General features: G+C 58.8%; 27 protein-coding genes. 10 read left to right on the top strand and 17 right to left on the bottom strand.

The genetic code is table 11. The features are described from left to right. The first annotated feature begins 69 nt into the window (after positions 1-69). Positions 70-984, top strand: coding sequence for a LysR family transcriptional regulator (locus AC3Y64_RS17535; protein WP_489984660.1), 915 nt, complete (start codon positions 70-72; stop codon positions 982-984). Here AC3Y64_RS17535 and AC3Y64_RS17530 read toward each other — a convergent pair. From AC3Y64_RS17530 to AC3Y64_RS17515, 4 genes are all read right to left on the bottom strand, one after another. Further along, positions 974-1741, bottom strand: coding sequence for a substrate-binding domain-containing protein (locus tag AC3Y64_RS17530; RefSeq protein ID WP_489984659.1), 768 nt, complete (start codon positions 1739-1741; stop codon positions 974-976). The two genes, AC3Y64_RS17535 and AC3Y64_RS17530, sit on opposite strands and share 11 nt — an antisense overlap. 12 nt (positions 1742-1753) lie before the next feature. Beyond that, complete coding sequence (locus AC3Y64_RS17525) at positions 1754-3046, bottom strand: MFS transporter (protein WP_489984658.1); 1293 nt, start codon at positions 3044-3046, stop codon at positions 1754-1756. Positions 3047-3363: 317 nt separating this feature from the next. Then, positions 3364-4365: a M48 family metallopeptidase gene (locus tag AC3Y64_RS17520; RefSeq protein WP_489984657.1), complete on the bottom strand. Its 1002-nt coding sequence runs from the start codon at positions 4363-4365 to the stop codon at positions 3364-3366. A gap of 24 nt (positions 4366-4389) precedes the next feature. Next, a complete protein-coding gene (locus AC3Y64_RS17515; protein WP_489987994.1) occupies positions 4390-4992 on the bottom strand; it encodes a LemA family protein in 603 nt (200 codons plus the stop codon). Between the two features lie 236 nt (positions 4993-5228). Between AC3Y64_RS17515 and AC3Y64_RS17510 the strand changes: the two genes are divergently transcribed. Then, positions 5229-5537 (top strand): RcnB family protein, encoded by a 309-nt coding sequence (locus AC3Y64_RS17510; RefSeq protein WP_489984656.1) that lies wholly within the window; start codon positions 5229-5231, stop codon positions 5535-5537. 9 nt (positions 5538-5546) lie between these two features. Here the strand turns inward: AC3Y64_RS17510 and AC3Y64_RS17505 are convergent, their stop codons facing one another. Next, on the bottom strand, positions 5547-5687 hold the full coding sequence (locus AC3Y64_RS17505) for a hypothetical protein (RefSeq protein WP_489984655.1): 141 nt from the start codon (positions 5685-5687) through the stop codon (positions 5547-5549). 78 nt (positions 5688-5765) lie between these two features. On the opposite strand from AC3Y64_RS17505, the gene AC3Y64_RS17500 reads away from it, so the two are divergent. Both AC3Y64_RS17500 and AC3Y64_RS17495 read left to right on the top strand, forming a co-directional pair. Continuing rightward, positions 5766-6104, top strand: coding sequence for an FKBP-type peptidyl-prolyl cis-trans isomerase (locus tag AC3Y64_RS17500; RefSeq protein ID WP_489984654.1), 339 nt, complete (start codon positions 5766-5768; stop codon positions 6102-6104). A gap of 30 nt (positions 6105-6134) precedes the next feature. After that, positions 6135-6542: a hypothetical protein gene (locus tag AC3Y64_RS17495; protein WP_489984653.1), complete on the top strand. Its 408-nt coding sequence runs from the start codon at positions 6135-6137 to the stop codon at positions 6540-6542. On the opposite strand, the gene AC3Y64_RS17490 is transcribed toward AC3Y64_RS17495, so the two are convergent. The 5 genes from AC3Y64_RS17490 to AC3Y64_RS17470 form a co-directional block, all read right to left on the bottom strand. Beyond that, entirely contained in the window at positions 6517-6870 is a 354-nt protein-coding gene (locus AC3Y64_RS17490; protein WP_489984652.1) for a hypothetical protein, read from the bottom strand. The genes AC3Y64_RS17495 and AC3Y64_RS17490 overlap by 26 nt on opposite strands. Positions 6871-6878: 8 nt before the next feature. Then, complete coding sequence (locus AC3Y64_RS17485) at positions 6879-7016, bottom strand: pyocin S6 family toxin immunity protein (protein ID WP_489987993.1); 138 nt, start codon at positions 7014-7016, stop codon at positions 6879-6881. 230 nt (positions 7017-7246) lie between these two features. After that, complete coding sequence (locus AC3Y64_RS17480) at positions 7247-7516, bottom strand: hypothetical protein (protein WP_489984651.1); 270 nt, start codon at positions 7514-7516, stop codon at positions 7247-7249. 2 nt (positions 7517-7518) lie between these two features. Beyond that, a complete protein-coding gene (locus AC3Y64_RS17475) occupies positions 7519-7896 on the bottom strand; it encodes a DUF6124 family protein (RefSeq protein ID WP_489984650.1) in 378 nt (125 codons plus the stop codon). Between the two features lie 437 nt (positions 7897-8333). Continuing rightward, complete coding sequence (locus AC3Y64_RS17470) at positions 8334-9437, bottom strand: cytochrome P450 (protein ID WP_489984649.1); 1104 nt, start codon at positions 9435-9437, stop codon at positions 8334-8336. A 77-nt stretch (positions 9438-9514) separates the two neighbouring features. On the opposite strand from AC3Y64_RS17470, the gene AC3Y64_RS17465 reads away from it, so the two are divergent. From AC3Y64_RS17465 to AC3Y64_RS17455, 3 genes are all read left to right on the top strand, one after another. After that, the gene (locus AC3Y64_RS17465; RefSeq protein ID WP_489984648.1) at positions 9515-10276 is read left to right on the top strand and encodes an ArsR/SmtB family transcription factor; all 762 of its coding nucleotides are present in this window, start codon (positions 9515-9517) and stop codon (positions 10274-10276) included. Positions 10277-10397: 121 nt separating this feature from the next. Next, entirely contained in the window at positions 10398-11618 is a 1221-nt protein-coding gene (locus AC3Y64_RS17460; protein ID WP_489984647.1) for a putative DNA modification/repair radical SAM protein, read from the top strand. After that, on the top strand, positions 11615-12436 hold the full coding sequence (locus AC3Y64_RS17455) for a TIGR03915 family putative DNA repair protein (RefSeq protein WP_489984646.1): 822 nt from the start codon (positions 11615-11617) through the stop codon (positions 12434-12436). Before AC3Y64_RS17460 ends, AC3Y64_RS17455 begins: the two co-directional genes overlap by 4 nt. A gap of 85 nt (positions 12437-12521) precedes the next feature. On the opposite strand, the gene AC3Y64_RS17450 is transcribed toward AC3Y64_RS17455, so the two are convergent. The 5 genes from AC3Y64_RS17450 to AC3Y64_RS17430 form a co-directional block, all read right to left on the bottom strand. Then, entirely contained in the window at positions 12522-13541 is a 1020-nt protein-coding gene (locus AC3Y64_RS17450) for a branched-chain amino acid aminotransferase (protein ID WP_158954343.1), read from the bottom strand. Positions 13542-13754: 213 nt separating this feature from the next. Next, positions 13755-15128 (bottom strand): dihydrolipoyl dehydrogenase, encoded by a 1374-nt coding sequence (lpdA, locus tag AC3Y64_RS17445; protein WP_489984645.1) that lies wholly within the window; start codon positions 15126-15128, stop codon positions 13755-13757. 7 nt (positions 15129-15135) lie between these two features. After that, positions 15136-16410, bottom strand: coding sequence for a dihydrolipoamide acetyltransferase family protein (locus AC3Y64_RS17440; protein WP_489984644.1), 1275 nt, complete (start codon positions 16408-16410; stop codon positions 15136-15138). Beyond that, positions 16411-17469, bottom strand: coding sequence for an alpha-ketoacid dehydrogenase subunit beta (locus AC3Y64_RS17435; RefSeq protein WP_007952909.1), 1059 nt, complete (start codon positions 17467-17469; stop codon positions 16411-16413). A 1-nt stretch (position 17470) separates the two neighbouring features. Beyond that, positions 17471-18706 (bottom strand): 3-methyl-2-oxobutanoate dehydrogenase (2-methylpropanoyl-transferring) subunit alpha, encoded by a 1236-nt coding sequence (locus tag AC3Y64_RS17430; protein WP_141127167.1) that lies wholly within the window; start codon positions 18704-18706, stop codon positions 17471-17473. A 185-nt stretch (positions 18707-18891) separates the two neighbouring features. Here AC3Y64_RS17430 and bkdR point away from each other — a divergent pair, with 185 nt between their 5' ends. After that, the gene (gene bkdR, locus AC3Y64_RS17425; protein ID WP_489984643.1) at positions 18892-19380 is read left to right on the top strand and encodes a Bkd operon transcriptional regulator BkdR; all 489 of its coding nucleotides are present in this window, start codon (positions 18892-18894) and stop codon (positions 19378-19380) included. 3 nt (positions 19381-19383) lie between these two features. Here the strand turns inward: bkdR and AC3Y64_RS17420 are convergent, their stop codons facing one another. After that, entirely contained in the window at positions 19384-20238 is an 855-nt protein-coding gene (locus AC3Y64_RS17420) for a tyrosinase family protein (RefSeq protein WP_489984642.1), read from the bottom strand. 126 nt (positions 20239-20364) lie between these two features. After that, a complete protein-coding gene (locus tag AC3Y64_RS17415; RefSeq protein WP_489984641.1) occupies positions 20365-21228 on the bottom strand; it encodes an MBL fold metallo-hydrolase in 864 nt (287 codons plus the stop codon). A 104-nt stretch (positions 21229-21332) separates the two neighbouring features. Here AC3Y64_RS17415 and AC3Y64_RS17410 point away from each other — a divergent pair, with 104 nt between their 5' ends. Together AC3Y64_RS17410 and AC3Y64_RS17405 are read left to right on the top strand one after the other, a co-directional pair. After that, complete coding sequence (locus AC3Y64_RS17410; protein ID WP_008086967.1) at positions 21333-21674, top strand: ArsR/SmtB family transcription factor; 342 nt, start codon at positions 21333-21335, stop codon at positions 21672-21674. Positions 21675-21841: 167 nt separating this feature from the next. Beyond that, the gene (locus AC3Y64_RS17405; protein ID WP_489984640.1) at positions 21842-23086 is read left to right on the top strand and encodes an NAD(P)/FAD-dependent oxidoreductase; all 1245 of its coding nucleotides are present in this window, start codon (positions 21842-21844) and stop codon (positions 23084-23086) included. Positions 23087-23090 lie beyond the last annotated feature (4 nt).

Here is a 23090-nt window from a genome sequence, read left to right as displayed (position 1 = left end):
TTTCTGTAATAATTGGCATCAATTGGTTACATTCATAACCTCTACGAATCAATCACTCCGAGTTCCGCCATGGCCATCAACTTCGACCTCAACGACCTGCAAGCCTTCCGCGCCGTGGTCGAGCAGGGCAGTTTCCGCAAGGCCGCCGACACCGTGCGCCTGTCGCAACCGGCGCTGAGCCGGCGCATCGAAAAGCTCGAAGACGCGCTCGGCGTGAAGCTGTTCGAGCGCACCACGCGCAAGGTCAGCCTGACCCAGGCCGGGCGCGGTTTCATGCCGAGTGTCGAGCGGTTGCTGGATGATCTCGATATCGCTCTGCTAGGGATTAGCGAGGTGGCGTCAACGCGGCTGGGCCACGTCACCGTCGCCTGCGTGCCTTCGGCGGCGTACTACTTCATGCCGCGGGTGGTCGCCCGCTATCACCAGCAATTCCCGCGGATCAAGGTCAAAGTCCTCGATTCCAGCGCCCACGATGTGCTTAGCTCGGTGGTCAATGGCGAGGCGGATTTCGGTTTGAGTTTCTTGGGCACGCAGGATGCCAAAGTCGACTTCGAAGCGCTTGTGCAGGAGTGCTACGTCGTCGCCTGTCGCCGCGATCATCCGTTGGCCGGACGCAACAGCGTGACGTGGGACGAGTTCTATCAGCAGGATTACATCTCGCTGGACAAGACTTCGGGCAACCGTTTTTTGCTCGATCAGGCCCTGAGCACGGTAGTGCCGCAGCGGCAGAGCATCTGCGAAACCAAACATGTGACGACCATGATCGGTCTGGTCGAGGCGGGTTTGGGAGTGGCGGCGGTGCCGCTGATGGCGATGCCCGGCCCGGATCACCCGATCCTGACGCGGGTGCCGTTGACCGATCCGCAAGTGATGCGCAGTGTCGGCATCATCAAGCGCCGGGGTCGTACGTTGACCCCGGCGGCATTGGAACTGGAGCGGCTGGTGGTGGAAATGAAAGTCCAGCCGCCAACGATCAGCGCTTGACCGAATCCAGCCCGGTGGCCTGCACGTCAGCTTGCGCTGCCGGTGCGGCGAGGTAGGCGAGCAGGGCTTTCGCCTCTTGCGGGTGCTGCGCGCCAACTGGAACGCCGGCGGCAAAACGCGTCACCGACTGCACCGATTCCGGAATCTTCGCGACAAAACTCACCCCCGGCACCGGCAGCAATTCGCTGACCTGCTGGAAGCCGAGTTGATAGTCGCCGGTGGCAACCACTGAGCCGACCGGGACTTTCGGAATCATCTTCGCCTTCGGTTTCAGCTGATCTTCGATACCCAGTTTTTTGAACAACTGCTGCTCGATGTACACGCCGCTGGCGCTGTCGGAGTAAGCCACCGACTGCGCGTCGAGCAGGGTTTTCTTCAGATTGTCGACGCTGCTGATATCCGGTTTCGCCGCGCCTTCGCGCACCACCAGGCCGATCCGCGAATCCGCCAGTTCCACGCGGGAAGCCGGGTCGACCTTGCCTTGTTTGATCAAGTCATCGAGGGCGTAGCCGACCATGATCACCACGTCGGCATGCTCACCGCGCGCGAGGCGATTGGGGATTGCCTCCGGCGCCTTGCCCATCGACGGGCCAAGTTGGGTGTCGAGGGTGTTGCCGGTGGCGGCGGCGAATTTCGGGCCGAGGATTTTGTAGGCAGCGGTGAAGCCCCCGGAAGTCATCACGTTCAGCTGTTCAGCATGGGCCAGGGCGCTGAAAGCGAAGAGGGCAATGGCGGTGAAGTTGACAAGTTTTTTCATGATCAGGGTTCCTTATGCTGCAACCGGTTGCAGACGGCCGCCCGCGCGGCGATAGAGATACAGCGTCGCGCACAACGCACAGAACGCACCGATGCTCATCCAGTAACCCGGCGCGGCTTTGTCGCCGGTGTACTGAATCAGGAAGGTCGACATTGCCGGAGTGAAACCACCGAAAATCGCCGTCGCCAAGCTATAGGCGAGGGAGAAACCGGCGACGCGCACTTCCACCGGCATGATCTCGGTCAGCGCCGGAATCATCGCGCCGTTGTACATGCCGTAGATGAACGACAGCCACAGCAGCGACAGCAACATGTGGCTGAAGCTCGGCGCCTGCACCAGGTACGACAGCGCCGGATAGGTGGTGGCCAGCGCCAGCAGCGACATCGCGATCAGCACCGGACGACGGCCGATGCGGTCGGACAACATGCCGCCAATCGGCAACCAGAAGAAGTTCGACACACCGACCAGCAAGGTCACCAGCAGCGCATCGGACGTGCTCAGGTGCAGCACGGTTTTACCGAAGGTCGGCGCATACACGGTGATCAGGTAAAACGCGGTGGTGGTCAGGGCGACCATCAGCATGCCGCCGAGTACCACAACCCAGTTCTGGCCAAGAGTGCGGAACACTTCGCCCATTTTTGGACGGTGTTTGCGTGCGGCGAACTCTTCGGTTTCTGCCAGATTACGACGCAGCAGAAAGATAAACGGCACGATCATGCAGCCAACGAAGAACGGAATCCGCCAGCCCCAATCGGCAATCACGTCCGGCGCCATCCACGCGTTCAGCGCGTAGCCCAGCGCCGCGGCAACGATGATCGCCACTTGCTGACTGGCCGACTGCCAAGCGGTGAAGAACCCTTTGCGGCCCGGCGTGGCGATCTCGGACAGATACACCGAAACCCCACCCAATTCCGCACCGGCGGAGAAGCCTTGCAGCAGGCGCCCGATCAGCACCAATGCCGGCGCAAACAGGCCGATGCTTTCGTATCCGGGCACCAGCACAATCAATATTGTGCCGCTGGCCATGATCGACAGGGTGACGATCAAGCCTTTGCGGCGACCGACATCATCGATGTACGCGCCGAGCACAATGGCCCCCAGTGGACGCATCAAAAAGCCTGCGCCGAACACCGCAAAGGTCATCATCAGGGAAGCGAACTCACTGCTCGCCGGAAAGAACACCGCCGCGATCTGCGTGGCGTAGAAGCCGAACAGAAAGAAGTCGAACTGTTCGAGGAAGTTACCCGAGGTCACCCGGAAAATGGCACCGGCCCGCGAGCCGCCGTGTGGGATTGAGGCTGTCATAACAAAGGACTCCACCGCTTTTATGACGTGCGCCACGGAGAGTCAGCGCACGGTTCTTATTGAGGCGGATGGTGGCCCAGCTGTAACAGGATGTTAATTGCATTATTGGCATGTATTGATGTGCAAAGTGGATCAATGCCAAGTCTCAGCTTTTACAAGACTCTGCAGATGCACTTTGATCTGGGCAAACACAGGAGAAACTCTATGGCAGTTCCCACCAGTCCTGCAGACACCAGAGAAACCTGTGGGAGCTGGCTTGCCAGCGATAGCGGATTGCCCGCTAACGAAGATTTTGCGGGTGTAAAACCATCCCGACGTCACCCTTGCGCCGGCAAAGCCAAACTCCCATCCCACTGCGGATCAATCCGCCGAATCCGCACGCTCAAATCAGGATGAGTGGCAAACATCCGACTTAGCGTGCCCGAAACTCCCGTGTTGAAATACAAATGACTGTATTCACCGGCCCGAGCGGCACTGATCGTCGAACCTTGTGCGGCGATTTTTTTCAGCGCGCTGACCAGCGCTTGGGGGTTGCGCGTGAATTGCACCGCACTGGCATCAGCCAGAAACTCACGTTGACGACTCACTCCGGCCTTGACCAGATTGCCGAAAAGGTTGCCGATGAAGCCGGCCAGGCACAGCAAAAATCCAGCGAACAATCCCAGCAGTATCAAGCTGAAATCGCGTTTGCCACCCTTGAACAGACTGGCTATCAACAGTCCGCCCGAAATTCCGAGCACCACAAGCCCATGTACTACCGCAACGAGTTGGGTATTGAGGCGCATGTCACCATTGAAAATGTGGCTGAACTCATGGGCAATCACACCCTGTAACTCCTCGCGAGTCAGCTGGGTGACCGCACCCTGTGTGACACCGATGACCGCATCCTCAGGCTTGAAGCCGGCGGCGAAGGCATTGATTGTTTGATCGGGCAACAGATACACCGTCGGCATGACGCTGCCAGAAGCAATGGCCATTTCCTCGACCACGTTCATCAGGCGTTTCTCATCCTGCGTTTTTGCAACGCCGTTGAGGCAACGCCCGCCAAGCTTCTCGGCGACCACTTTACCGCCCGCGCGCAGCTCGTGGTATTTCAGCAGGCCGCCGATCACGATGATGCCGCCGACCACTGACGCGATAACGCCCAGCGCCATGAAAGCATCCAGCAGCGTGCCGGTGCCGCTCAGGTAATCCTCAAAACCACTGAAGACAAACGGCAGGCTGGTCAGCCCGATCAACATGACGATGGAGATAATCATCATGTTGATCAGGCGTGTGGTCTGGCTTTTGGCCTGGCGTTGTTGTTCGAAGAAATTCATCGGGCCTTCCATGGGCAGCGGGGTTTAAAAAGAAACCTTGGGAGCGGTCTTGATCGCTAGGGTGTCGGCGAATTTAAGCGGCGCGGCATCGTCGCGGTGGCCGAAGCTGGAGGCTAACAGCACGGTCGGAAAGCTCTGCTTGAGCGTGTTATAGGCCATCACCGCGTCGTTGTAAGCCTGGCGGGCAAAACTCACTTTGTTTTCGGTACTGCTTAGTTCTTCGCTCAGTTGCAGCATGTTCTGCGAGGCTTTGAGATCGGGATAAGCCTCCAACGTTACCGTCAGCCGATCCACAGCGCTGTTGAGTGCGCTGTCAGCGTGGCCCAACTGTTCGATGTTTTGCGCGTTACCTGGTCGCGCCTGGGCGGCTTCCAGCACGGCCACTGCCGCATTACGCGCAGCAGTCACCGCTTCGAGGGTTTCGCGTTCGTGAGTCATCGCGCCTTTGGCGATCGCCACCAGATTGGGGATCAGATCGTAGCGACGCTTGAGCTGCACTTCGACTTGGGCGAAGGCGTTTTTGATCTCGTTGCGGCGCGCCACCAGCGCGTTGAACACACGCACGGCGTAGAGCGCGCACAGCGCAAGCAAAACCAGATTGGCGACGAGATAGGTGTTCAAGGCGATGTCCTTTTCACTCGGCGGGATTTTGCGCGGCATGGTAGCGCAAAAACATCACGCCGACAGTGGCCCTATGAGATTGCCAATCTTGCGAACATTCCGAAACACTGTGGGAGCTGGCTTGCCAGCGATGGCTATCCGACTGACGACTAAAATCCCAGTCCATCAAAGCAAAAAACAAGGAATGATTTCCGCGCCGCGCAGTCCGATTTCAGGTATCGCACATCTATGGAGTTTCACCGATGAACAGCAAAACCCTAATCGCCAGTCTGGCCCTCGTTGCTGGCATTGCCGGCATCAGCCCAATCGTTCAAGCGGCGCAAACCTCAAGCGATCCCTCCGTACAATCCCCGGTCAGCGACCGTGAATTGAAGGTCAACGACCGCGCCCCCGAGATGTATCAGCGTAAGGACAAGGCACTGCAGAATTGGAAAGCCAAAGGTCTGAAAGCTCCGATTGAACAAGCGCAGTGGGTACAGATCAACGACCATTACGTCATGGTAATGATCACCAACGGCACCATTGTCGAGATGCAACCGGTTCCGCGTTAAAACCAGGATTTAAAAGCCCTGCGCCTGCACCCGTGCAGGGCTTCCCCCGCCTAAACGATCCTGATTGCCCCCACTGCGCTTGACCTCCTGCATCGCCAGATCGGCAGTGGCAGCAATCGTTCCATGCTCATCACTCAGTTCGGATTCCACGCGGATGTTCGCGCACCGGTTGCCAATGACTGCCATTTCTGGGAAAACGGCGGCCAGCTGAACAATAGAGTGACCGTTATGAATAATGAATTGCAGGTAATCGATCTCCAGATGGGCGAAGGCAAAGCCGCGGTCAAAGGCGCGCTGATCACCACGCAATACACCGGGTGGCTGGAAGACGGCAGCGAGTTCGATTCTTCCTACAGCCGTGGCAAACCTTTTCAGTGCGTGATTGGCACCGGCCGGGTCATCAAAGGCTGGGATCAAGGGCTGATGGGCATGCAGGTGGGCGGCAAGCGCAAGCTGCTGGTGCCGGCGCATCTGGGCTACGGCGAGCGAACGATGGGCAAGATCCCGCCGAATTCGAATCTGGTGTTCGAGATTGAGCTGCTGGAGGTTTTGACGCGGGAGGATTGATCATCAGGATAACGATCGGGAGTCGGGTAAATGGATGTTGATCAGATTATTTACAAGGCAGTCGCGTGGCTGAGTCAGGGGCATGAAGGGCGGCGAGGTCCGATTCACAACATCGAAATTGTGTTGATGGTGGCGGCGTGCATTTTCGCATGGGTCGTATCGAAAAATGCCTTGGCACAACGCAAAGCTTTTAAGGCCAGCACTGAACAGATCTTGAAAGTGGCAACCCTCAAGGCGACGTCCTTTACCGAGAAAAGTGGACAGCGGGTCAAAATTTCAGGCGAGTTGCTTGAGGAGAATGACGCCTACATCGTCAAGGTAATACATGATGATGAGGAGGGCAAAACCGAATCCAGTGATTTACTCCCTTCGCTGGATGACGTCGAAGCTTATCTCAGGGTCCATACGCCGTTCATCCTGGCGGATTTTCGGCGGTGAATGCGCCGATATCGTCAAGCGTATCCTCGATAGTCCCGATCAGAGAGGGAAATTTCCCCTTGGCTCTTTCGAGCGCTGGCAGAACCGTGTCGGTATCCAATTCGCCATGTCGGCGAGCGATGTGGCCAAGAGCGATAACGGCAGAAGCCACGATTGCTTCGGTTCCGTTTAAGAGGTGTTTCAGGCAGACGTCCTGAGCCCAGACTCTGTCCACTTCATTCAGGCCGATAGAAGTCAGCGCAGTAACCACGTTTGCGGTTGCGCCGTTGGCCAGAAGTCTTAGAACCTCGTCTTGGCTTAAGGATGGGTCTTGATAAATGAGGCTCATTGGCGAAGTTACCCCCTGATGCCGATAAAAAGATCTAGTTCCGATGGCAACCTTTGGTTAATCGCCAAGCCGATTTTTAGAACTTGGTCGGGAGTCAGCAAGTACTCGCCCTCAGGACTTTCACCAAGGTTTTTCCAGCCCAACATTGCGAACTGGATGTTCCTCTGCCCCTGGAGCAAACAAAGCCAACTCAAAAGATAGTCATCCAAGGCGATTTTTTTTGGAGGCAAAATCTGTAAACAATAAAAAGCGAAGCCAAATTAATGGCTTCGCTTCTAATGTTTACGGTTCTGAAAAAGCTGCGGTTCAAAATGCCATAGCAACGGCAATCCATTGTGAAAGCGAGCCTGCTCGCGAAGAACGATTACGCGGTCAGTCAGGCTGCGTGCGCCATCTCGGCCAGTGTGTCGGCCACGGTCCTTTGCAGTGATGGGAATCGTCGAGTCAGTCGGCGCAGGGCGGGTAGCACGGCGTCGAATTCCAGTTCGTCGAGTTGGGCGAGGGCGGTGACGGCGCAGGCGACGATGGTTTCTTGCTCACTGTCGAACAGCACCAGGCAGGCGTTTTGCGCCCAGCGTCCGTCCCGTTCGTCGAAGCCCATGGCCATCAATGCCGCAACAACCTGTGTATCTGTTTTGTGGGCCATGGTCATTGCCTCAGGTCGGGTTCGAGTTTGTCGAGCGCGCGGTTGACGGCGAGTTCGCCGAGCATGACCACTTGCTGGATGCCGAGCAGGGTGTTGCGGTAGGGCGTTTCGAGCAGGCCGGCGAAGTCGCTGAGCATGATGCTGGCCGAGGCCATGGATTCGCAGGCGTGGGCCAGGAGAGATTCGGTGTCTATGTGAGGGGCGACGACGAACATGGAACTGGGTGTTCGCTGGGGTGGCGCGGGAGGTTTGAGGTAGTGATCGAGGGCGCGTTCGGCGGCGTCGTTCAGTTTCGTCGGGTCGAGGGTGGAGTAGGGGGAGGTTGGATCTGATTCGGGTATGGCATCTGTTTCCGGGGGATTCGGCGTTACTTTGAACATAGCCTGGATAACCTCAATGAGGCTGACACGGTCTTGCGACTAAACAATAGGTGGCAGCTGTACGCAGGTTAGTCGACCAGTATCCAAGCATTACCGGCGCGCCCGAAGGCGCCCTACGCACAGCTACCATTTAGCGCAGGCGTATAAATACCTGACTGAATGACAGCTTACGAACTTGGAAAAACACCGAGCGACTAAACCCGATCACTGAACATTCAGTGACGCGAACCAAGTTACCGGCGCTCCCCAAACCGCACAAGCCGGCGGATTCTGGCGTAGTTGTAGGCAAAGGCGCAAGGCGCTGTAGCCTGCACGATGATGCCGAAATGATGCTGCGTTTTTCCGGGCGCTATCGCCAGCAGGGCTGGCTTCCACAGCAGAATTTTGCACGACGCCGATTCAATGTGGGAGCTAGCCCTGCTAGCGATAGCGGCAGGTCAGTCACCGCCGAAACTGAACATTGGAATGCGCCCATTCAGCGAAGGCCGGTAATGCCAGACCAGTCGCTCCAGATTCACACCGTGATCAAGGATTTCTCTGACAGTCGCCCCCGCAATTTCCATCGCCAAAACTTGCCCCGGACACTGATGCCGGCCACTGCCAAAACTAAAACTGCGCCGATTCGTGCGCTTCAGCAAAAACGCGTCAGGCTGTTCATTGAGCGCTGGATCGCGATTGGCCGAGGCCAGCAGCACTAAAATCACATCCCCGGCCTCGACGCGAACGCCGTCAATCTCACAACCCTCAACCACAAATCGCCGCGTATTTTGCACCGACGGATCGAAGCGCTGCACTTCGGCTAGCAGAGCGTCCACCGACGCACCGCGCAACTCAGGTTGCCGCCGCAACGCCACCAGCGCGTTGCCGATCATTCCCGCAGTGGCTTCATGCGTCTGCGAACACAGCCCGATTAGATTGGCGATCAACGTTTCTTCATCGCCCTCAAATCGCTGCTTGATCGCCGTCAGCAAAGCGCTGTCCGCTTCCGTCAGCAACTCGATGAAATAACCGCGCAACTGCTCCGCCGCCGAATGTGCGGCCATCAACTGCAGGTCATTGCTCAACGGCGACAGGCAAGCAACAAAATCCGCAGTCAGCTCACTGACGGCCCGACCCTGCGCCGGGCTGAAGCCGAGTAGCGCCGCAACCACGCACACCGGGCCGCGAAACAAGGCTTTATAGAGGCCGTCGGCGTCCACCGTGAGCAATCGTGCCGCCACCAAGGCGCGGACTTGCACCGCATTAATCAACTCAAGCGAAGGCTCGATTGCCGAACGCGGGCAGCGCTGACCCTCGCCATCATTCATTCGCATCAACTGCCCGAACACTTTGCCGGCCATGCCCGAAGCAATCGCTTTGGGCACCGGCTCCTGCGCCGGACGCACCCGGCAATTCGCATGGGCGAGCACCGCGCACACCGCGCGGGCACTGCTGGCGACCCACAGTTTCAATCCCTGATGAAACGTGAATCCGCCCTGAACACGCAGTTCAGCGTAATAAGGATAAGGATCGGCATGAGTTGCAGCGATGATCGGGTCCATGTTCGCAGCCTTGTCGTCGAGAAAGTGATGCGAGTATCGTCAGCCCACAGCGGCGATGATTCGTCCGGGAGCGAAATATGCACGCAGAACATCAAGACATCGGCGTCTCGCAAGTGGCCGCCGCCATTGCGGAACCGGCGCGGACGAAAATCCTCTGCTCGCTGATGGACGGCCACGCGCGCACCAGCACGGAGTTGGCAGCCATCGCCGAGGTCAGCGCGTCCACCGCCAGCGCGCACTTGGCCAAGCTCAAGGATCTGGCCTTGGTGCGCCTGCACGTGCAGGGCCGTCATCGTTATTACAGCCTCGCCGACAAGCGCGTGGCCCAGGCGCTGGAAGCCTTGATGGTGATCGGTCAGAACGCCACACCAACCTTCAAACCGCTCACACCGGATCGCCTGCAATTCGCCCGCACCTGCTACGACCACATGGCCGGAACCCTGGCGGTGATGCTGCATGACCGTTTGCTCGAGGCAGGGTGGCTGGTCGAGTCGGACGAGCAGGCGTATCGCTTGAGCGACAGCGGCGCGGCGTTGTTCGAAGGCTTGGGCATTGAAGTGGAGGATTTGAGCACGTTGCGGCGCAAGTTTGTCTGCCCGTGCCTGGACTGGAGCATGCGCCGCCCGCATCTCGGTGGGTCGCTGGGGGCCGCGTTGTTGCAAACCGCATTGAAGCGCAAGTGGGTGACGCAGGATCTCGACAGTCGGGCGCTGGCGTTGACGGTGGTGGGGCGCAAGGAAATGGGTGCGCGGTTTGGCATTGAGTTGACGATTGAACGCGGCCAGAGCAAAAGATCGCAGCCTTCGGCAGCTCTTACAGGGGTTCGAGATCTCATGTAGGAGCGGCGGAACGCTGCGATCTTTTGATCTGGAGCTCCTGACCGACGAGGTGCACTTCTACCACCTTGTAACCCTGAGCTCGACCCTATACTGTATATCCAAACAGTAAAGGGCTCGCGCCATGCAAATCATCGATAAGCTGAGCATCCTCGCCGACGCCGCCAAGTACGACGCGTCCTGTGCGAGCAGCGGCGCGCCCAAGCGCAGCTCCGAGGGCAAGACCGGGCTGGGCTCGACCGATGGCATGGGCATTTGCCACAGCTACACGCCCGACGGGCGTTGCGTGTCGCTGTTGAAAATTCTGCTGACCAATTTCTGCCTCTACGATTGCCAATACTGCGTCAATCGCCGCTCCAGCGACGTACCCCGCGCGCGCTTTACGCCCGAAGAAGTGGTGACGCTGACCCTGGATTTCTACCGGCGCAACTGCGTCAGCGGGCTGTTCCTCAGCTCGGGAATCATCCGCTCGGCGGATTACACCATGGAGCAACTGGTGCGGGTGGCGAAGCTGTTGCGCGAAGAGCATGAGTTTCGCGGCTACATCCATCTCAAGACCATTCCCGACGCCGACCCGGCACTGATCGAAGAAGCCGGGCGCTACGCCGATCGCCTGAGCGTGAACATCGAACTGCCCACCGATGCCAGTTTGCAAACCCTGGCACCGGAGAAAGATATCGCTTCGATCAAACAAGCGATGAGCACCATCTACACCGGTGTGCAGACCGTTTTGAACGAACCGCGCTCGGCGAAGTTCGTCCCCGCCGGGCAGAGCACGCAACTGATCGTCGGCGCGGATGACACTGACGACAGCACGATTTTGCACAGTGCGCAGTCGCTGTACGGCAACTACCGCTTGCGCCGCGTTTACTATTCGGCCTTCAGCCCGATCCCCGACAGCCCGAAAAGCGTGCCACTGGCCGCGCCGCCACTGATGCGCGAGCACCGCTTGTACCAGGCTGACTTTCTCCTGCGCAGTTACGGGTACCGCGCTGACGAACTGCTGAAGGGACCGGGGAATCTGGCGTTGGACATCGATCCGAAACTGGCGTGGGCGTTGCAGAATCGTGAAGTGTTTCCGCTTGATCTCAACCGCGCCGAAGCGTCATTGATTGCGCGTATCCCCGGCATCGGTTTGCGCACCACCGAACGTCTGGTCGAGCTGCGCCGGCAACGCAAAATCCGCTACGAAGATGTCGCACGCATGCGCTGCGTCCTGGCCAAGGCCAAACCCTTCATCATCACCAGCGACTACCACCCGCAGCAGGCCGAGGTCACCAGTCACTTGCTCTATCAGCAATTGCGCGACCGGCCGATGCCGCAGCAAATGGGGTTGTGGGGATGATCAATCTCGACTGCGACGATTTGTTCGACACCTGGCGCCAGCAGGCGCGCTGGCTGCTCAGCCATGAAGTCGATCCGAGCCTGGTGAGCTGGGCGTCGGAAGGCGTGGGCGATCTGTTTGCCAGTGATGATCCTGTGCCTGAAGGGCAGGGGCCATTCATGGCGAAGATCCCCCGCGTTCTACTCGATACCTTGGAACAAGCGGCGCAATACCGCGGTGATCAACGCTGGAGTCTGTTGTACGAAGTATTGTGGCGCGTCAGCCACGGTGATCGCACGGCAATGATGGCCGGTGACAAATTGGGCAGCGAGTTGCAGCGGCGAATCAAACAAGTGCGCCGCGAAGCTCATCATCTGCATGCGTTTGTGCGCTTCATTGAGCGGCCCAAGGCCAGTGTCGGCCCGGAATACGTGGCATGGCACGAACCCGCCCACGACATTCTGCGCAGCGCCAGCGAACATTTCGTTGCGCGCATGGGCCGACATCGATGGTTGATCGCCACGCCGCGTGATGGGGTTTATTACGATGGCGAGCAATTGATCCACCAGCGTGAATGCCCGGTGCAATGGCAGCAACTGGCGCAGAATGTTGATGACCCTCATGGCGATCTTTGGCTGACCTATTACAGCCACATCTTCAACCCGGCGCGGCTGAACGAGAAGGTCATGCAAGGGCATTTGCCGGTGCGGTTCTGGAAGAATCTGCCGGAGGGCGAATTGATTCCGGGATTGATTACCCAGGCGCGGATGGGCAAACAGCAGGATGGGCAGGCGAGCGGGATTGCCAGTCGGGGCGGAAAAAGGATTGCCTTGAAATAAAAGATCAAAGATCGCAGCCTTCACAACACAAAAGCCCCCCACCGATCACTCGGTGGGGGGCTTTTGTGCATCAGCAGCCGTCAGATCAAACCTTGACGATCCAGCCCGCTGGCGCTTCGATGTCGCCGGTTTGCACGCCAGTCAGCTCTTTGTAGAGCTTCTGGGTGACCGGGCCGACTTCGGTTTCGCTGTGGAACACGTGCAGATGGTCGTTGTAGCTGATGCCACCGATCGGGGTGATCACCGCCGCAGTACCGCAGGCCCCGGCTTCCTTGAAGTCCGACAACTTGTCGATCAGCACGTCGCCTTCAATCACTTCCAGACCCAGACGGGATTTCGCCAGTTCGATCAGCGACAGGCGGGTGATGCCTGGCAGAACGGACGGCGAGTTCGGGGTGATGAACTTGTTGTCGTGGGTGATCCCGAAGAAGTTGGCCGAACCGACTTCTTCGATCTTGGTGTGGGTCATCGGATCCAGATAGATCGCGTCGGCGAAGTTGGCTTTCTTCGCTTTCGAGCCTGGCATCAGGCTGGCGGCGTAGTTGCCACCGACCTTGGCGGCGCCGGTGCCTTGTGGGGCGGCGCGGTCGTAGCTGGAGATCTGGAAGTTGTGCGGAGTCAGGCCGCCCTTGAAGTAGGCGCCGACCGGGATGCAGAAGATCGAGAAGATGAACTCTGGCGCAGTGCGCACGCCGATGTTGTCACCCACGCCGATCACGAACGGGCGCAGATACAGCGCGCCGCCGGTGCCATACGGCGGAATGAAACGCTCGTTGGCGCGAACCACTTCTTTACAGGCTTCGATGAACTGCTCGGTGTCGACTGTCGGCATCAGCAGGCGGGCACAGCTGCGTTGCATGCGCAGCGCGTTCTGGTCCGGGCGGAACAGGTTGATCGAACCGTCCTTGCAACGATAGGCCTTCATGCCTTCGAAGCACTGCTGGCCATAGTGAAGGGCAGTCGAGCCTTCGCTGATGTGCAACACGTTGTCTTCGGTCAGGGTGCCTTTGTCCCACTCGCCATCGCGAAAGTACGACAGATAGCGCTTGTCGGTCTTGATGTAGTCAAAACCCAGCTTGTCCCAATTGATGCTTTCGTTACCCATGACACCCTCTATCACTGAACAACCGTCGAAACGGTAAGGCTTCTGACGTTTTTTGGATGGGCACAACAATACTTCATTATTGAGCGGTTTCGCAGCCCGGACTATCGGATGACAGACAGATAAATTGCGTTGCCCTGAAGAAATCGCTAGCAGGGCTAGCTCCCACAGGGCAATGCATTCCAAATGTGGGAGCGAGCCTGCTCACGAAGGGGGCTACAGGTGCAACGCATGCCCCAAGGCACGCAACGCCGCTTCCTGCACCGCTTCACCCAGGGTCGGATGCGCATGAATGGTGCCGCCGATGTCTTCCAGTCGCGCGCCCATTTCCAGGCTTTGCGCAAACGCCGTCGACAACTCCGACACACCAACGCCCACTGCCTGCCAGCCGACAATCAGGTGATTGTCCCGACGAGCGACCACCCGCACAAAGCCGCTTTTCGACTCCAGCGTCATCGCCCGGCCATTGGCGGCGAACGGGAAACTGGAAACGATGCAGTCCAGACCGGCCGCTTTAGCCTCGTCGGGAGTCTTGCCGACCACTACCAGTTCCGGGTCGGTAAAGCACACGGCGGCAATGGCGGTCGGGTTGAACTCGCGGGTTTTTCCGCTGATCAACTCGGCAACCATTTCGCCTTGAGCCATTGCGCGGTGGGCCAGCATCGGCTCGCCGCTCAAGTCGCCGATGGCGTAAACGTTGCGCATGCTGGTCTGGCAACGGCTGTCGATCTTGATCGCCGAGCCGTTCATGTCCAGATTCAACGCTTCAAGATTCCAGCCTTGGGTATTCGGTTTTCGACCGACCGCGACCAGCACCTGATCGGTTTCCAGATTCAGCGTTTCGCCCTCTGGGTCGCGCACCTGCAAGGTGCCGTCGAACCCCAGCACGCTGTGTTTCAGATACAGCTTCACGCCCAGTTGCTTCAGCGCGTCATGTACCGGTTGCGTCAGTTCGGCGTCGTAGGCCGGCAGGATGCGATCCTGTGCTTCGACCACACTGACGTCGGCGCCAAGCTTGCGATACGCGATGCCCAACTCCAGCCCAATGTAACCACCACCAACCACGACCAGACGTTTCGGCACAGACTTCGGTGCCAGCGCTTCGGTGGACGAAATGATCGGCCCGCCAATTGGCAGGATCGGCAGATTGACGCAGGTCGACCCGGTTGCGAGCACCAAATGTTCGCACTGAATGCGCGTGTCGCCGACGTCGACGGTTTTGCCGTCGATGACTTTGGCCCAGCCATTGATGACCTGAACCTTGTTCTTCTTCAGCAGGGCCGCAACGCCAGTGGTCAGGCGATCAACGATACCGTCCTTCCACTCAACGCTTTTGGTTATGTCGAGCGTCGGCGCCGCAACGCTGATGCCCAGTGCCGAATGCTGATTGTGATGCTGGGTCTGGTGAAATTGCTCAGCGACATGAATCAACGCTTTCGACGGGATGCAGCCGATGTTCAGGCAAGTACCGCCCAGCGATTGGCCTTCGACCAGAATGGTTGGAATGCCCAGTTGCCCGGCACGAATCGCCGTTACATAACCGCCGGGGCCGCCGCCGATGATCAGCAGCGTGGTGTTCAAAGATTGCATGCGAGCCTTACTCCACAAACAAAGTGGCAGGTTGTTCGATCAAGCCACGAATGGCCTGGATGAAGAGCGCCGCGTCCATGCCGTCGACCACGCGGTGATCGAAGGAGCTGGAGAGGTTCATCATCTTGCGGATCACCACTTGGCCTTTGACGACCATCGGCCGTTCGACGATTTTGTTGACGCCGACGATAGCCACCTCCGGCAGGTTCAGCACTGGCGTGCTGACGATGCCGCCCAACGCACCGAGGCTGGTCAGGGTGATGGTCGAACCGGACAACTCATCGCGGCTGGCCTTGCCATTACGCGCGGCGTTGGCCAAACGGGAGATTTCTGCAGCGCTGTCCCACAGGCTGCGCGCTTCGGCGTGACGCACTACGGGCACCATCAGGCCGACATCGCTTTGCGTGGCGACGCCGACATGCACCGCGCCGAGACGGGTGATGACTTGGGCTTCGTCGTCGTAACGGGCGTTCATCTGCGGGAAGTCGCGAAGGGCGACGACCAAGGCGCGGACAAGAAAAGGCAGCAAGGTCAATTTGCCACGGCTGGCGCCATGTTTTTCGTTGAGGTGTGCGCGCAGCTCTTCAATCGCAGTGACGTCGATTTCTTCGACGTAACTGAAGTGCGCGGCACGCTGAGTAGCATCCTGCATGCGCTGGGCGATCTTGCGGCGCATGCCGATCACTTGAATCTGTTCTTCGTCAGTGCGTTGGGCATAAGCGGCTGCGACTGGCGCCGAGGCGTTCGACTGACCTTGCGCCAGATAAGCTTCGAGGTCTTCATGCAACACCCGACCGGCAGGGCCGGAGCCGCGTACCAGACGCAACTGAATCCCCAGATCCAGCGCATGTTTGCGCACGGCCGGGGAGGCCAGTGGGCGTTCATCCGCTTCACGCGCAACCATCGGGCCCTGGCAAACGGCAGCCGGGCGCGGTGCGGCGGCTGGAGCCGGTTTGCTTTCAACGACGGGTTCAACTTTCGGCGCGACGGGCGCCTCTTTCACCGCAGCAGGTGCGGCGACTTCTTTCAGGTTGCCAGCACCTTCAACCTCAATGCTGATCAGCACACTGCCAACCGCCATCACTTCGCCCGGCTGACCACCGAGGGCAATTACTTTGCCGTGCACTGGCGATGGAATATCGACCATCGCCTTGTCGGTCATCACGTCTGCCAGCACCTGGTCCTCAACCACCAGATCGCCCACTTTGACGTGCCACTGCGACAGCTCTACTTCTGCGATGCCTTCGCCGATGTCCGGCATCTTGATAACGTGCGTGCCCATTCAGACCTCCATGACCCGTTTCAACGCCGCGCCCACTCGGGACGGCCCTGGGAAATACGCCCACTCCTGCGCGTGCGGATAGGGGGTGTCCCAACCGGTGACGCGTTCGATCGGCGCTTCCAGGTGATGGAAGCAATGTTCTTGCACCAGCGACACCAGTTCGGCGCCAAAACCGCAGGTGCGGGTGGCTTCGTGAACCACCACGCAACGGCCGGTTTTCTTTACCGACTTGACGATGGTTTCCAGGTCCAGCGGCCACAGGCTGCGCAGGTCGATGACTTCGGCATCAACGCCGCTTTCTTCGGCAGCGACCTGCGAGACATAAACGGTGGTGCCGTAAGTCAGCACGGTCACGTCCTTGCCCGGGCGGGTGATCGCGGCAACGTCCAGCGGCACGGTGTAGTAACCGTCCGGGACTTGTGCGGCAGGGTGTTTCGACCACGGGGTTACCGGGCGGTCGTGGTGGCCATCGAACGGGCCGTTGTACAGGCGTTTTGGCTCAAGGAAGATCACCGGGTCATCGTTTTCGATGGAGGCGATCAGCAGGCCTTTGGCGTCATACGGGTTGGACGGCATCACCGTGCGCAGGCCGCAGACCTGAGTGAACATCGCCTCGATGCTCTGGCTGTGGGTCTGGCCACCGTAGATGCCGCCGCCGCATGGCATACGCAGGGTCATCGGTGCGGTGAACTCGCCAGCCGAGCGATAACGCAGACGCGCGGCTTCGGAAATGATCTGGTCGGAAGCCGGGTAGACGTAGTCGGCGAACTGAATCTCGGCGACCGGACGCAGACCGTAGGCGCCCATGCCGACGGCAACACCGACGATGCCGCTCTCGGAAATCGGTGCATCGAACACGCGCGAGGTGCCGTACTTGGTCTGCAGACCTTCGGTGCAACGGAACACGCCACCGAAGTAGCCGACGTCCTGCCCGAATACCACCACGTTATCGTCACGCTCAAGCATCACATCCATGGCCGAGCGCAGGGCCTGGATCATGGTCATGGTGGTCGTGGTCATGGCGGTTTCCAACTGAATATTGTTGTTGTGATCGTTCATGTCAGATCCCCAACTGCTGACGCTGGCGCTTCAAGTGCTCCGGCATCTCTTTGTAGACGTCTTCGAACATGGTCGCGGCGCTTGGAATCTGGCCGCCGGCGAGGGTGCCGTACTGTTCGGCCTGTTTCTGCGCGGCAATCACTTCGGCTTCGAGTTCGGCGCTGACGGCGGCGTGCTCTTCGTCCGACCAGTGGCCGACCTTGATCAGGTGTTGTTTGAGGCGGGCGATAGGGTCGCCGAGCGGGAAGTGGCTCCAGTCATCGGCAGGACGATATTTCGATGGATCGTCGGAAGTCGAGTGCGGGCCGGCGCGGTAGGTGACCCATTCGATCATGGTCGGACCGAGATTGCGGCGGGCGCGTTCGGCGGCCCAGGCGGATGCCGCGTAAACCGCGTAGAAGTCGTTGCCATCAACGCGCAGCGAAGCGATGCCGCAACCGACGCCGCGTCCGGCAAAGGTGGTGGCTTCACCACCGGCGATGGCCTGAAAGGTCGAAATCGCCCATTGGTTGTTGACCACGTTTAGGATCACCGGCGCACGATAAACGTGAGCGAACGTGAGGGCGGTGTGGAAGTCCGATTCGGCGGTAGCGCCGTCACCGATCCATGCCGAGGCGATTTTGGTGTCACCCTTGATTGCCGACGCCATGCCCCAGCCCACGCCTTGAATGAACTGCGTGGCGAGGTTGCCGGAAATGGTGAAGAAACCGGCGTCCTTGACCGAATACATGATCGGCAACTGCCGGCCCTTGAGCGGATCACGCTCGTTGGACAGCAGTTGGCAGATCAGGTCGACCAGCGGAACTTCGCGGGCCATCAGGATGCTTTGCTGGCGGTAGGTCGGGAAGCACATGTCGTCGATGTTCAGCGCCAATGCCTGCGCGCTGCCGATGGCTTCTTCGCCGAGGCTTTGCATGTAGAACGACATCTTTTTCTGACGCTGGGCGACCACCATGCGGTTGTCGTAGATGCGCGTCTTGAGCATCGCGCGCATACCCTTGCGCAGGATCTCGACCGGCACGTTCTCAGCCCATGGGCCGAGGGCGTTGCCCTGATCGTCGAGCACGCGAATCAGCCCACGGGCCAGGTCGGCGGTGTCGGCAGGTTCCACATCAACGGGAGGTTTGCGCACCGTACCGGCATCGGTCAGATGCAGGTAGGAAAAGTCTGTTTTGCAGCCTGGGCGGCCCGAGGGTTCAGGGACGTGCAGACGCAGCGGTTCATACGCTTGGGTCATGGCTTCTACGCTCGATCTTGTGAATTTCTTGTAGTGAGCTGGCAGTCATTCTTCGGTAGAAGAAATCTTGTCCTACAACAATCATAGGCCCGGCTAAGAAGAATATTTATCTGTGTTTCGTTGCGCTGAAGATCATTTGCAGATAGAAATTCTGCATAAACATAAAAAACAGGTGGTTTTGTCTCATGCGTAAACTGGACCGTACCGACATCGGCATTCTCAACAGCCTTCAGGAGAACGCGCGCATCACCAACGCTGACCTCGCACGCTCGGTAAACCTGTCGCCAACACCCTGCTTCAATCGGGTGAAAGCGATGGAGGAACTGGGCCTGATTCGCGAGCAGGTGACGCTGCTGGACGCTGATCTTTTGGGCCTGCACGTCAATGTGTTCATCCACGTTAGCCTCGAGAAGCAGGTGGAGGAGGCGCTGCAGCATTTCGAAGAGGCGATTTCCGATCGCCCCGAAGTCATGGAATGCTATTTGATGGCCGGCGACCCGGATTACCTCATCCGGGTTTTGGTGCCGACTATTCAGTCGCTGGAGCGCTTCATGATGGACTTTTTGACCAAGGTGCCTGGGGTCGCGAACATCCGCTCCAGCTTTGCCTTGAAGCAGGTGCGCTACAAAACGGCGCTGCCGTTGCCGGTCAATGGTCTGACGCTTGGTGGTTGATCTTCAGCCGTAGGCATAACCGAGGGACTTTGTGTCGAGCGTCTGTTCGACTGTCCAGTTGTTGGCCCAAGGGGCGGGCTCGTTATCCGGGTGGAAGATCAGACGTGCCCCGAGCATTCCGTGGGGAGCATCGTCGGGAAACGCGATCCGGGCTTCGTCCGGATGTCGGCTTACCCATTGATCCCAAAGGAAGTCGAGGTGGCAGTGGTGCAGAAAAAATATCGGGTCGTTGGGCGATGATGCCGAGCCCATGTTGCCGCCGATCCAGCCATGCACATCGTTGTGCATTTGCTCCGTGAGGTTCTCCCAGCCGTTTGGCACTGACCAGTAGGGCGTTCTGCCTGAAACAGCCTCGATCTCCCGGGCTGACGGCAGCGAGCCTGCGGCGCCGAAGTTGCGCGTGACGCCGGCATCCCCTTGTTCTTCGGTGTCCCATACCTTGATGGCGTACAGGCCTTTGTCGAATGCAAAGGGCGCGAAGGTCACCCGCTGATTTTGGCCCGGATCACCGTCTCTGCCCATGAAATCATCGGTGAATGGATCATTGGTGCCGCTCGTGCTCCAGTTCCAGTAAGGCAGGGTGAGCGCAGGGTCGCTGACTGCGGTTTGCAACTCCAGTTCGAACTGGCGAATCAGCATCCGGTGCCAGGGGAAGAACAATGCCGAGCGATGCGGGTTGGGAAATATCGGATTTCCCCGGCCCATGGAGTTCCGGTGAATCTGTACAAAATCATCGTAGCGATGTTGCAGGCCGGGCCGAAGCACGCTGGGGGTGAGGTTCTTCAATACCATGAGGGCCGTGACGAAGCCCTTTTTCTGTTCGGGCGTCATGTCCCGATGGTTTCGGCGAATGTCCATATTGCGAAAACTCCATTGGTGGGTTGCCCAATGAAGTCTGGCCCCGGCGGGCCATATTTCCAGTTCATCACGATCGCCGCGTGGCGTGGGAAATGCATCGGTATCAATGGCTTGCGGGGATTTTTCTCACACGGAATTGAGCGGTATTTTCAGGTAAGTCACACCGTTTCCTTCAGCGGCGGGGAAATTTCCTGCCCGCACGTTCACCTGAATTGCCGGGAGCAACAGCGTCGGCATGCCCAATCCGGCGTCACGTTTTGTACGCATCTCGACGAATGCCGCCTCATCAATTCCGTCATGCACATGAATATTGCTTTTACGTTGCTCGCCGACGGTGCTCTGGCACTGCGCGGCGCGACCTTCCGGCGGATAGTCGTGGCAAACGTAGAGTTTCACGCTGGCTGGAAATGCCAACAATTTGTGGATCGAGTTAAACAATTGCTGGGCATTGCCACCGGGGAAATCGCAGCGGGCGGTGCCGACGTCGGGCATGAACAAGGTGTCGCCGACCAGAATCTGTTCGCCGTCGATCAGGTAAGCCATGTCCGCCGGCGTGTGTCCGGGCACATGCAGGGCAGTGGCTTTGAGGTTGCCGATCCTGAACGATTCGTTCGGCGTAAACAGATGATCGAACTGCGAGCCGTCGACGCAAAACTCCGGTTCCAGATTGAACAGCGCCTTGAACACGTTCTGCACTTTGCTGATCGATTCGCCAATCGCGATTTTGCCGCCCAGTTCCCGGCGCAGATACGGCGCGGCAGACAGGTGATCGGCGTGGGCATGGGTTTCCAGCAGCCACTGCACTTGCAGCTGATGCGCGCGGACGAAGGCGATGATCTTATCTGCTTGTGCGGTACAGGTTCGTCCGGCTGCACCGTCGTAATCGAGCACCGGGTCGACGATTGCGCACTGTCCGCCATCGGCTTCATAGACCACGTAGCTGTAGGTCGAGGAGGCGGGGTCGAGGAAACCTTCAATCAGCGCGGGCATGGGCATGAACCTGTGCAGGATGAGGAAAAAACAGTCATGGGTTGCAACACTTTATGTTTAAACATAATGTTCGCAGCTTAAGTGACGTTGAAGGCATCGTGCAAATGCAATCCAGTCTGACCGAATGTGAAGTCGCCCAACTGCGCGCCTCGGCCTCCAAGGCCTGTGCATTGCTCAAGGCCCTGGCCAATGAAGATCGCTTGTTGATTCTGTGTCAACTGACCCAGGGTGAACGCAATGTCGGTGAGCTGGAAACCATGACCGGCGTGCGTCAGCCGACGCTGTCCCAGCAATTGGGCATCTTGCGCGATGAAGGCCTGGTCGCGACCCGCCGTGAAGGCAAATACATTTTTTACGGGCTGGCCAGTCACGAAGTGATTCAGGTGATGAAGACCCTGTCGGGGCTTTATTGCGGGGCGGTACTCAAAAGCTGGGAACAACCATAAATGCAAGCCAGAACACCACGTACCCTGTGGGAGCTGGCTTGCCAGCGATGAGGCCGGCACATCCGACATCTATGGTGAAGGACAGGCCGCCATCGCTGGCAAGCCAGCTCCCACAGGTTTAATGGTTGACTCGGAAAAATCCTTGCGTGCAGCAAAAGGAACAAGCAATGAACGATCAACACTGGGGCCCATCCGTCAGTGCGGACATCGTGGTCATCGGCGGTGGCACTGCCGGTATCGGTTTTGTCGCCAGTCTGCTCAAGCGTGATCCAGCCCTCAGCATTACAATCATTGAACCGGGCACTCACCATTACTACCAGCCGGCGTGGACGCTGGTTGGCGGTGGCGCCTACGACGTGAAAGACACCGCACGGCCAATGGCCAAGGTGATGCCTCGTCAGGCCACTTGGGTTCAAGCCGCCGTCACGGGCATCGATCCCGACAAAAAACAACTCACCCTCAACGACGAGCGCACTGTCAGCTACCAGAACCTGATCGTCTGCCCCGGCCTGCGTCTGGCCTGGGAGAAAATCGAAGGTTTGCAGGAAAGCCTCGGCCAACATGGCGTCACCTCCAACTACAGCTATCAACACGCGCAATACACCTGGGATCAGGTGCAGAAACTGCGCGGCGGCAAAGCCTTGTTCACGCAACCGGCGATGCCGATCAAATGCGCCGGTGCACCGCAAAAGGCGCTGTATCTGTCCTGCGATCACTGGCTGAAACGCGGCGTGTTGAACAACATCAACGTCGAGTTCAATCTGGCCGGCGCTGCACTGTTCGGTGTGGCGACATTCGTCCCGCCGTTGATGAAATACATCGACAAGTACAACGCGCAACTGGCTTTCAACTCGAACCTGGTCAAGGTCGACGGCCCGGCGAAAACCGCGTGGTTCGAGATCAAGGATGCCACTGGCAACGTCACCCGCGAGGCGAAAACCTTCGACCTGCTGCACGTGGTGCCGCCACAAGTCTCGCCGGATTTCATCGCGCAGAGTCCGCTGGCCGACGCCGCCGGCTGGTGCGAAGTCAACCCGCACAGCCTGCAGCATCCGCGCTATGCCGAGGTGTTCGCACTCGGTGATATCTGTGGCACGACGAACGCCAAAACCGCCGCAGCAGTGCGCAAACAAGTAGTTGTGGTCGCGGAAAACCTGTTGGCCCTGCGCAAGCAGCAACCACTGCCGCTGAAGTACGACGGCTACGGTTCCTGCCCGCTAACGGTGGAGAAGGGCAAAGTGATCCTCGCCGAGTTCGGCTATGCCGGTAAATTGCTCCCGACGTTCCCTCTGGACCCGACGCAGGCGCGACGTTCGGCGTGGTTCCTCAAGGCGACGCTGCTGCCGTGGTTCTACTGGAACGGCATGCTCAAGGGCCGCGAGTGGCTGACTGGTCTGTCCAAGGTCGACTGAGAAA

This window comes from Pseudomonas sp. 4CAES_32.4, assembly GCF_058136335.1.
Note: the sequence above shows the minus strand (reverse complement) of the source record. Positions and strands in the feature narration are given on the sequence as shown.

Excerpts from the sequence above, each read along its gene's own strand:
- AC3Y64_RS17535 (WP_489984660.1), top strand. The coding sequence starts at position 70 with ATGGCCATCAACTTCGACCTCAACGACCTGCAAGCCTTCCGCGCCGTG.
- AC3Y64_RS17530 (WP_489984659.1), bottom strand. The coding sequence starts at position 1,741 with ATGAAAAAACTTGTCAACTTCACCGCCATTGCCCTCTTCGCTTTCAGC.
- AC3Y64_RS17525 (WP_489984658.1), bottom strand. The coding sequence starts at position 3,046 with ATGACAGCCTCAATCCCACACGGCGGCTCGCGGGCCGGTGCCATTTTC.
- AC3Y64_RS17520 (WP_489984657.1), bottom strand. The coding sequence starts at position 4,365 with ATGAATTTCTTCGAACAACAACGCCAGGCCAAAAGCCAGACCACACGC.
- AC3Y64_RS17510 (WP_489984656.1), top strand. The coding sequence starts at position 5,229 with ATGAACAGCAAAACCCTAATCGCCAGTCTGGCCCTCGTTGCTGGCATT.
- AC3Y64_RS17500 (WP_489984654.1), top strand. The coding sequence starts at position 5,766 with ATGAATAATGAATTGCAGGTAATCGATCTCCAGATGGGCGAAGGCAAA.
- AC3Y64_RS17495 (WP_489984653.1), top strand. The coding sequence starts at position 6,135 with ATGGATGTTGATCAGATTATTTACAAGGCAGTCGCGTGGCTGAGTCAG.
- AC3Y64_RS17490 (WP_489984652.1), bottom strand. The coding sequence starts at position 6,870 with ATGAGCCTCATTTATCAAGACCCATCCTTAAGCCAAGACGAGGTTCTA.
- AC3Y64_RS17485 (WP_489987993.1), bottom strand. The coding sequence starts at position 7,016 with ATGTTGGGCTGGAAAAACCTTGGTGAAAGTCCTGAGGGCGAGTACTTG.
- AC3Y64_RS17480 (WP_489984651.1), bottom strand. The coding sequence starts at position 7,516 with ATGGCCCACAAAACAGATACACAGGTTGTTGCGGCATTGATGGCCATG.
- AC3Y64_RS17475 (WP_489984650.1), bottom strand. The coding sequence starts at position 7,896 with ATGTTCAAAGTAACGCCGAATCCCCCGGAAACAGATGCCATACCCGAA.
- AC3Y64_RS17470 (WP_489984649.1), bottom strand. The coding sequence starts at position 9,437 with ATGGACCCGATCATCGCTGCAACTCATGCCGATCCTTATCCTTATTAC.
- AC3Y64_RS17465 (WP_489984648.1), top strand. The coding sequence starts at position 9,515 with ATGCACGCAGAACATCAAGACATCGGCGTCTCGCAAGTGGCCGCCGCC.
- AC3Y64_RS17460 (WP_489984647.1), top strand. The coding sequence starts at position 10,398 with ATGCAAATCATCGATAAGCTGAGCATCCTCGCCGACGCCGCCAAGTAC.
- AC3Y64_RS17455 (WP_489984646.1), top strand. The coding sequence starts at position 11,615 with ATGATCAATCTCGACTGCGACGATTTGTTCGACACCTGGCGCCAGCAG.
- AC3Y64_RS17450 (WP_158954343.1), bottom strand. The coding sequence starts at position 13,541 with ATGGGTAACGAAAGCATCAATTGGGACAAGCTGGGTTTTGACTACATC.
- lpdA (WP_489984645.1), bottom strand. The coding sequence starts at position 15,128 with ATGCAATCTTTGAACACCACGCTGCTGATCATCGGCGGCGGCCCCGGC.
- AC3Y64_RS17440 (WP_489984644.1), bottom strand. The coding sequence starts at position 16,410 with ATGGGCACGCACGTTATCAAGATGCCGGACATCGGCGAAGGCATCGCA.
- AC3Y64_RS17435 (WP_007952909.1), bottom strand. The coding sequence starts at position 17,469 with ATGAACGATCACAACAACAATATTCAGTTGGAAACCGCCATGACCACG.
- AC3Y64_RS17430 (WP_141127167.1), bottom strand. The coding sequence starts at position 18,706 with ATGACCCAAGCGTATGAACCGCTGCGTCTGCACGTCCCTGAACCCTCG.
- bkdR (WP_489984643.1), top strand. The coding sequence starts at position 18,892 with ATGCGTAAACTGGACCGTACCGACATCGGCATTCTCAACAGCCTTCAG.
- AC3Y64_RS17420 (WP_489984642.1), bottom strand. The coding sequence starts at position 20,238 with ATGGACATTCGCCGAAACCATCGGGACATGACGCCCGAACAGAAAAAG.
- AC3Y64_RS17415 (WP_489984641.1), bottom strand. The coding sequence starts at position 21,228 with ATGCCCGCGCTGATTGAAGGTTTCCTCGACCCCGCCTCCTCGACCTAC.
- AC3Y64_RS17410 (WP_008086967.1), top strand. The coding sequence starts at position 21,333 with ATGCAATCCAGTCTGACCGAATGTGAAGTCGCCCAACTGCGCGCCTCG.
- AC3Y64_RS17405 (WP_489984640.1), top strand. The coding sequence starts at position 21,842 with ATGAACGATCAACACTGGGGCCCATCCGTCAGTGCGGACATCGTGGTC.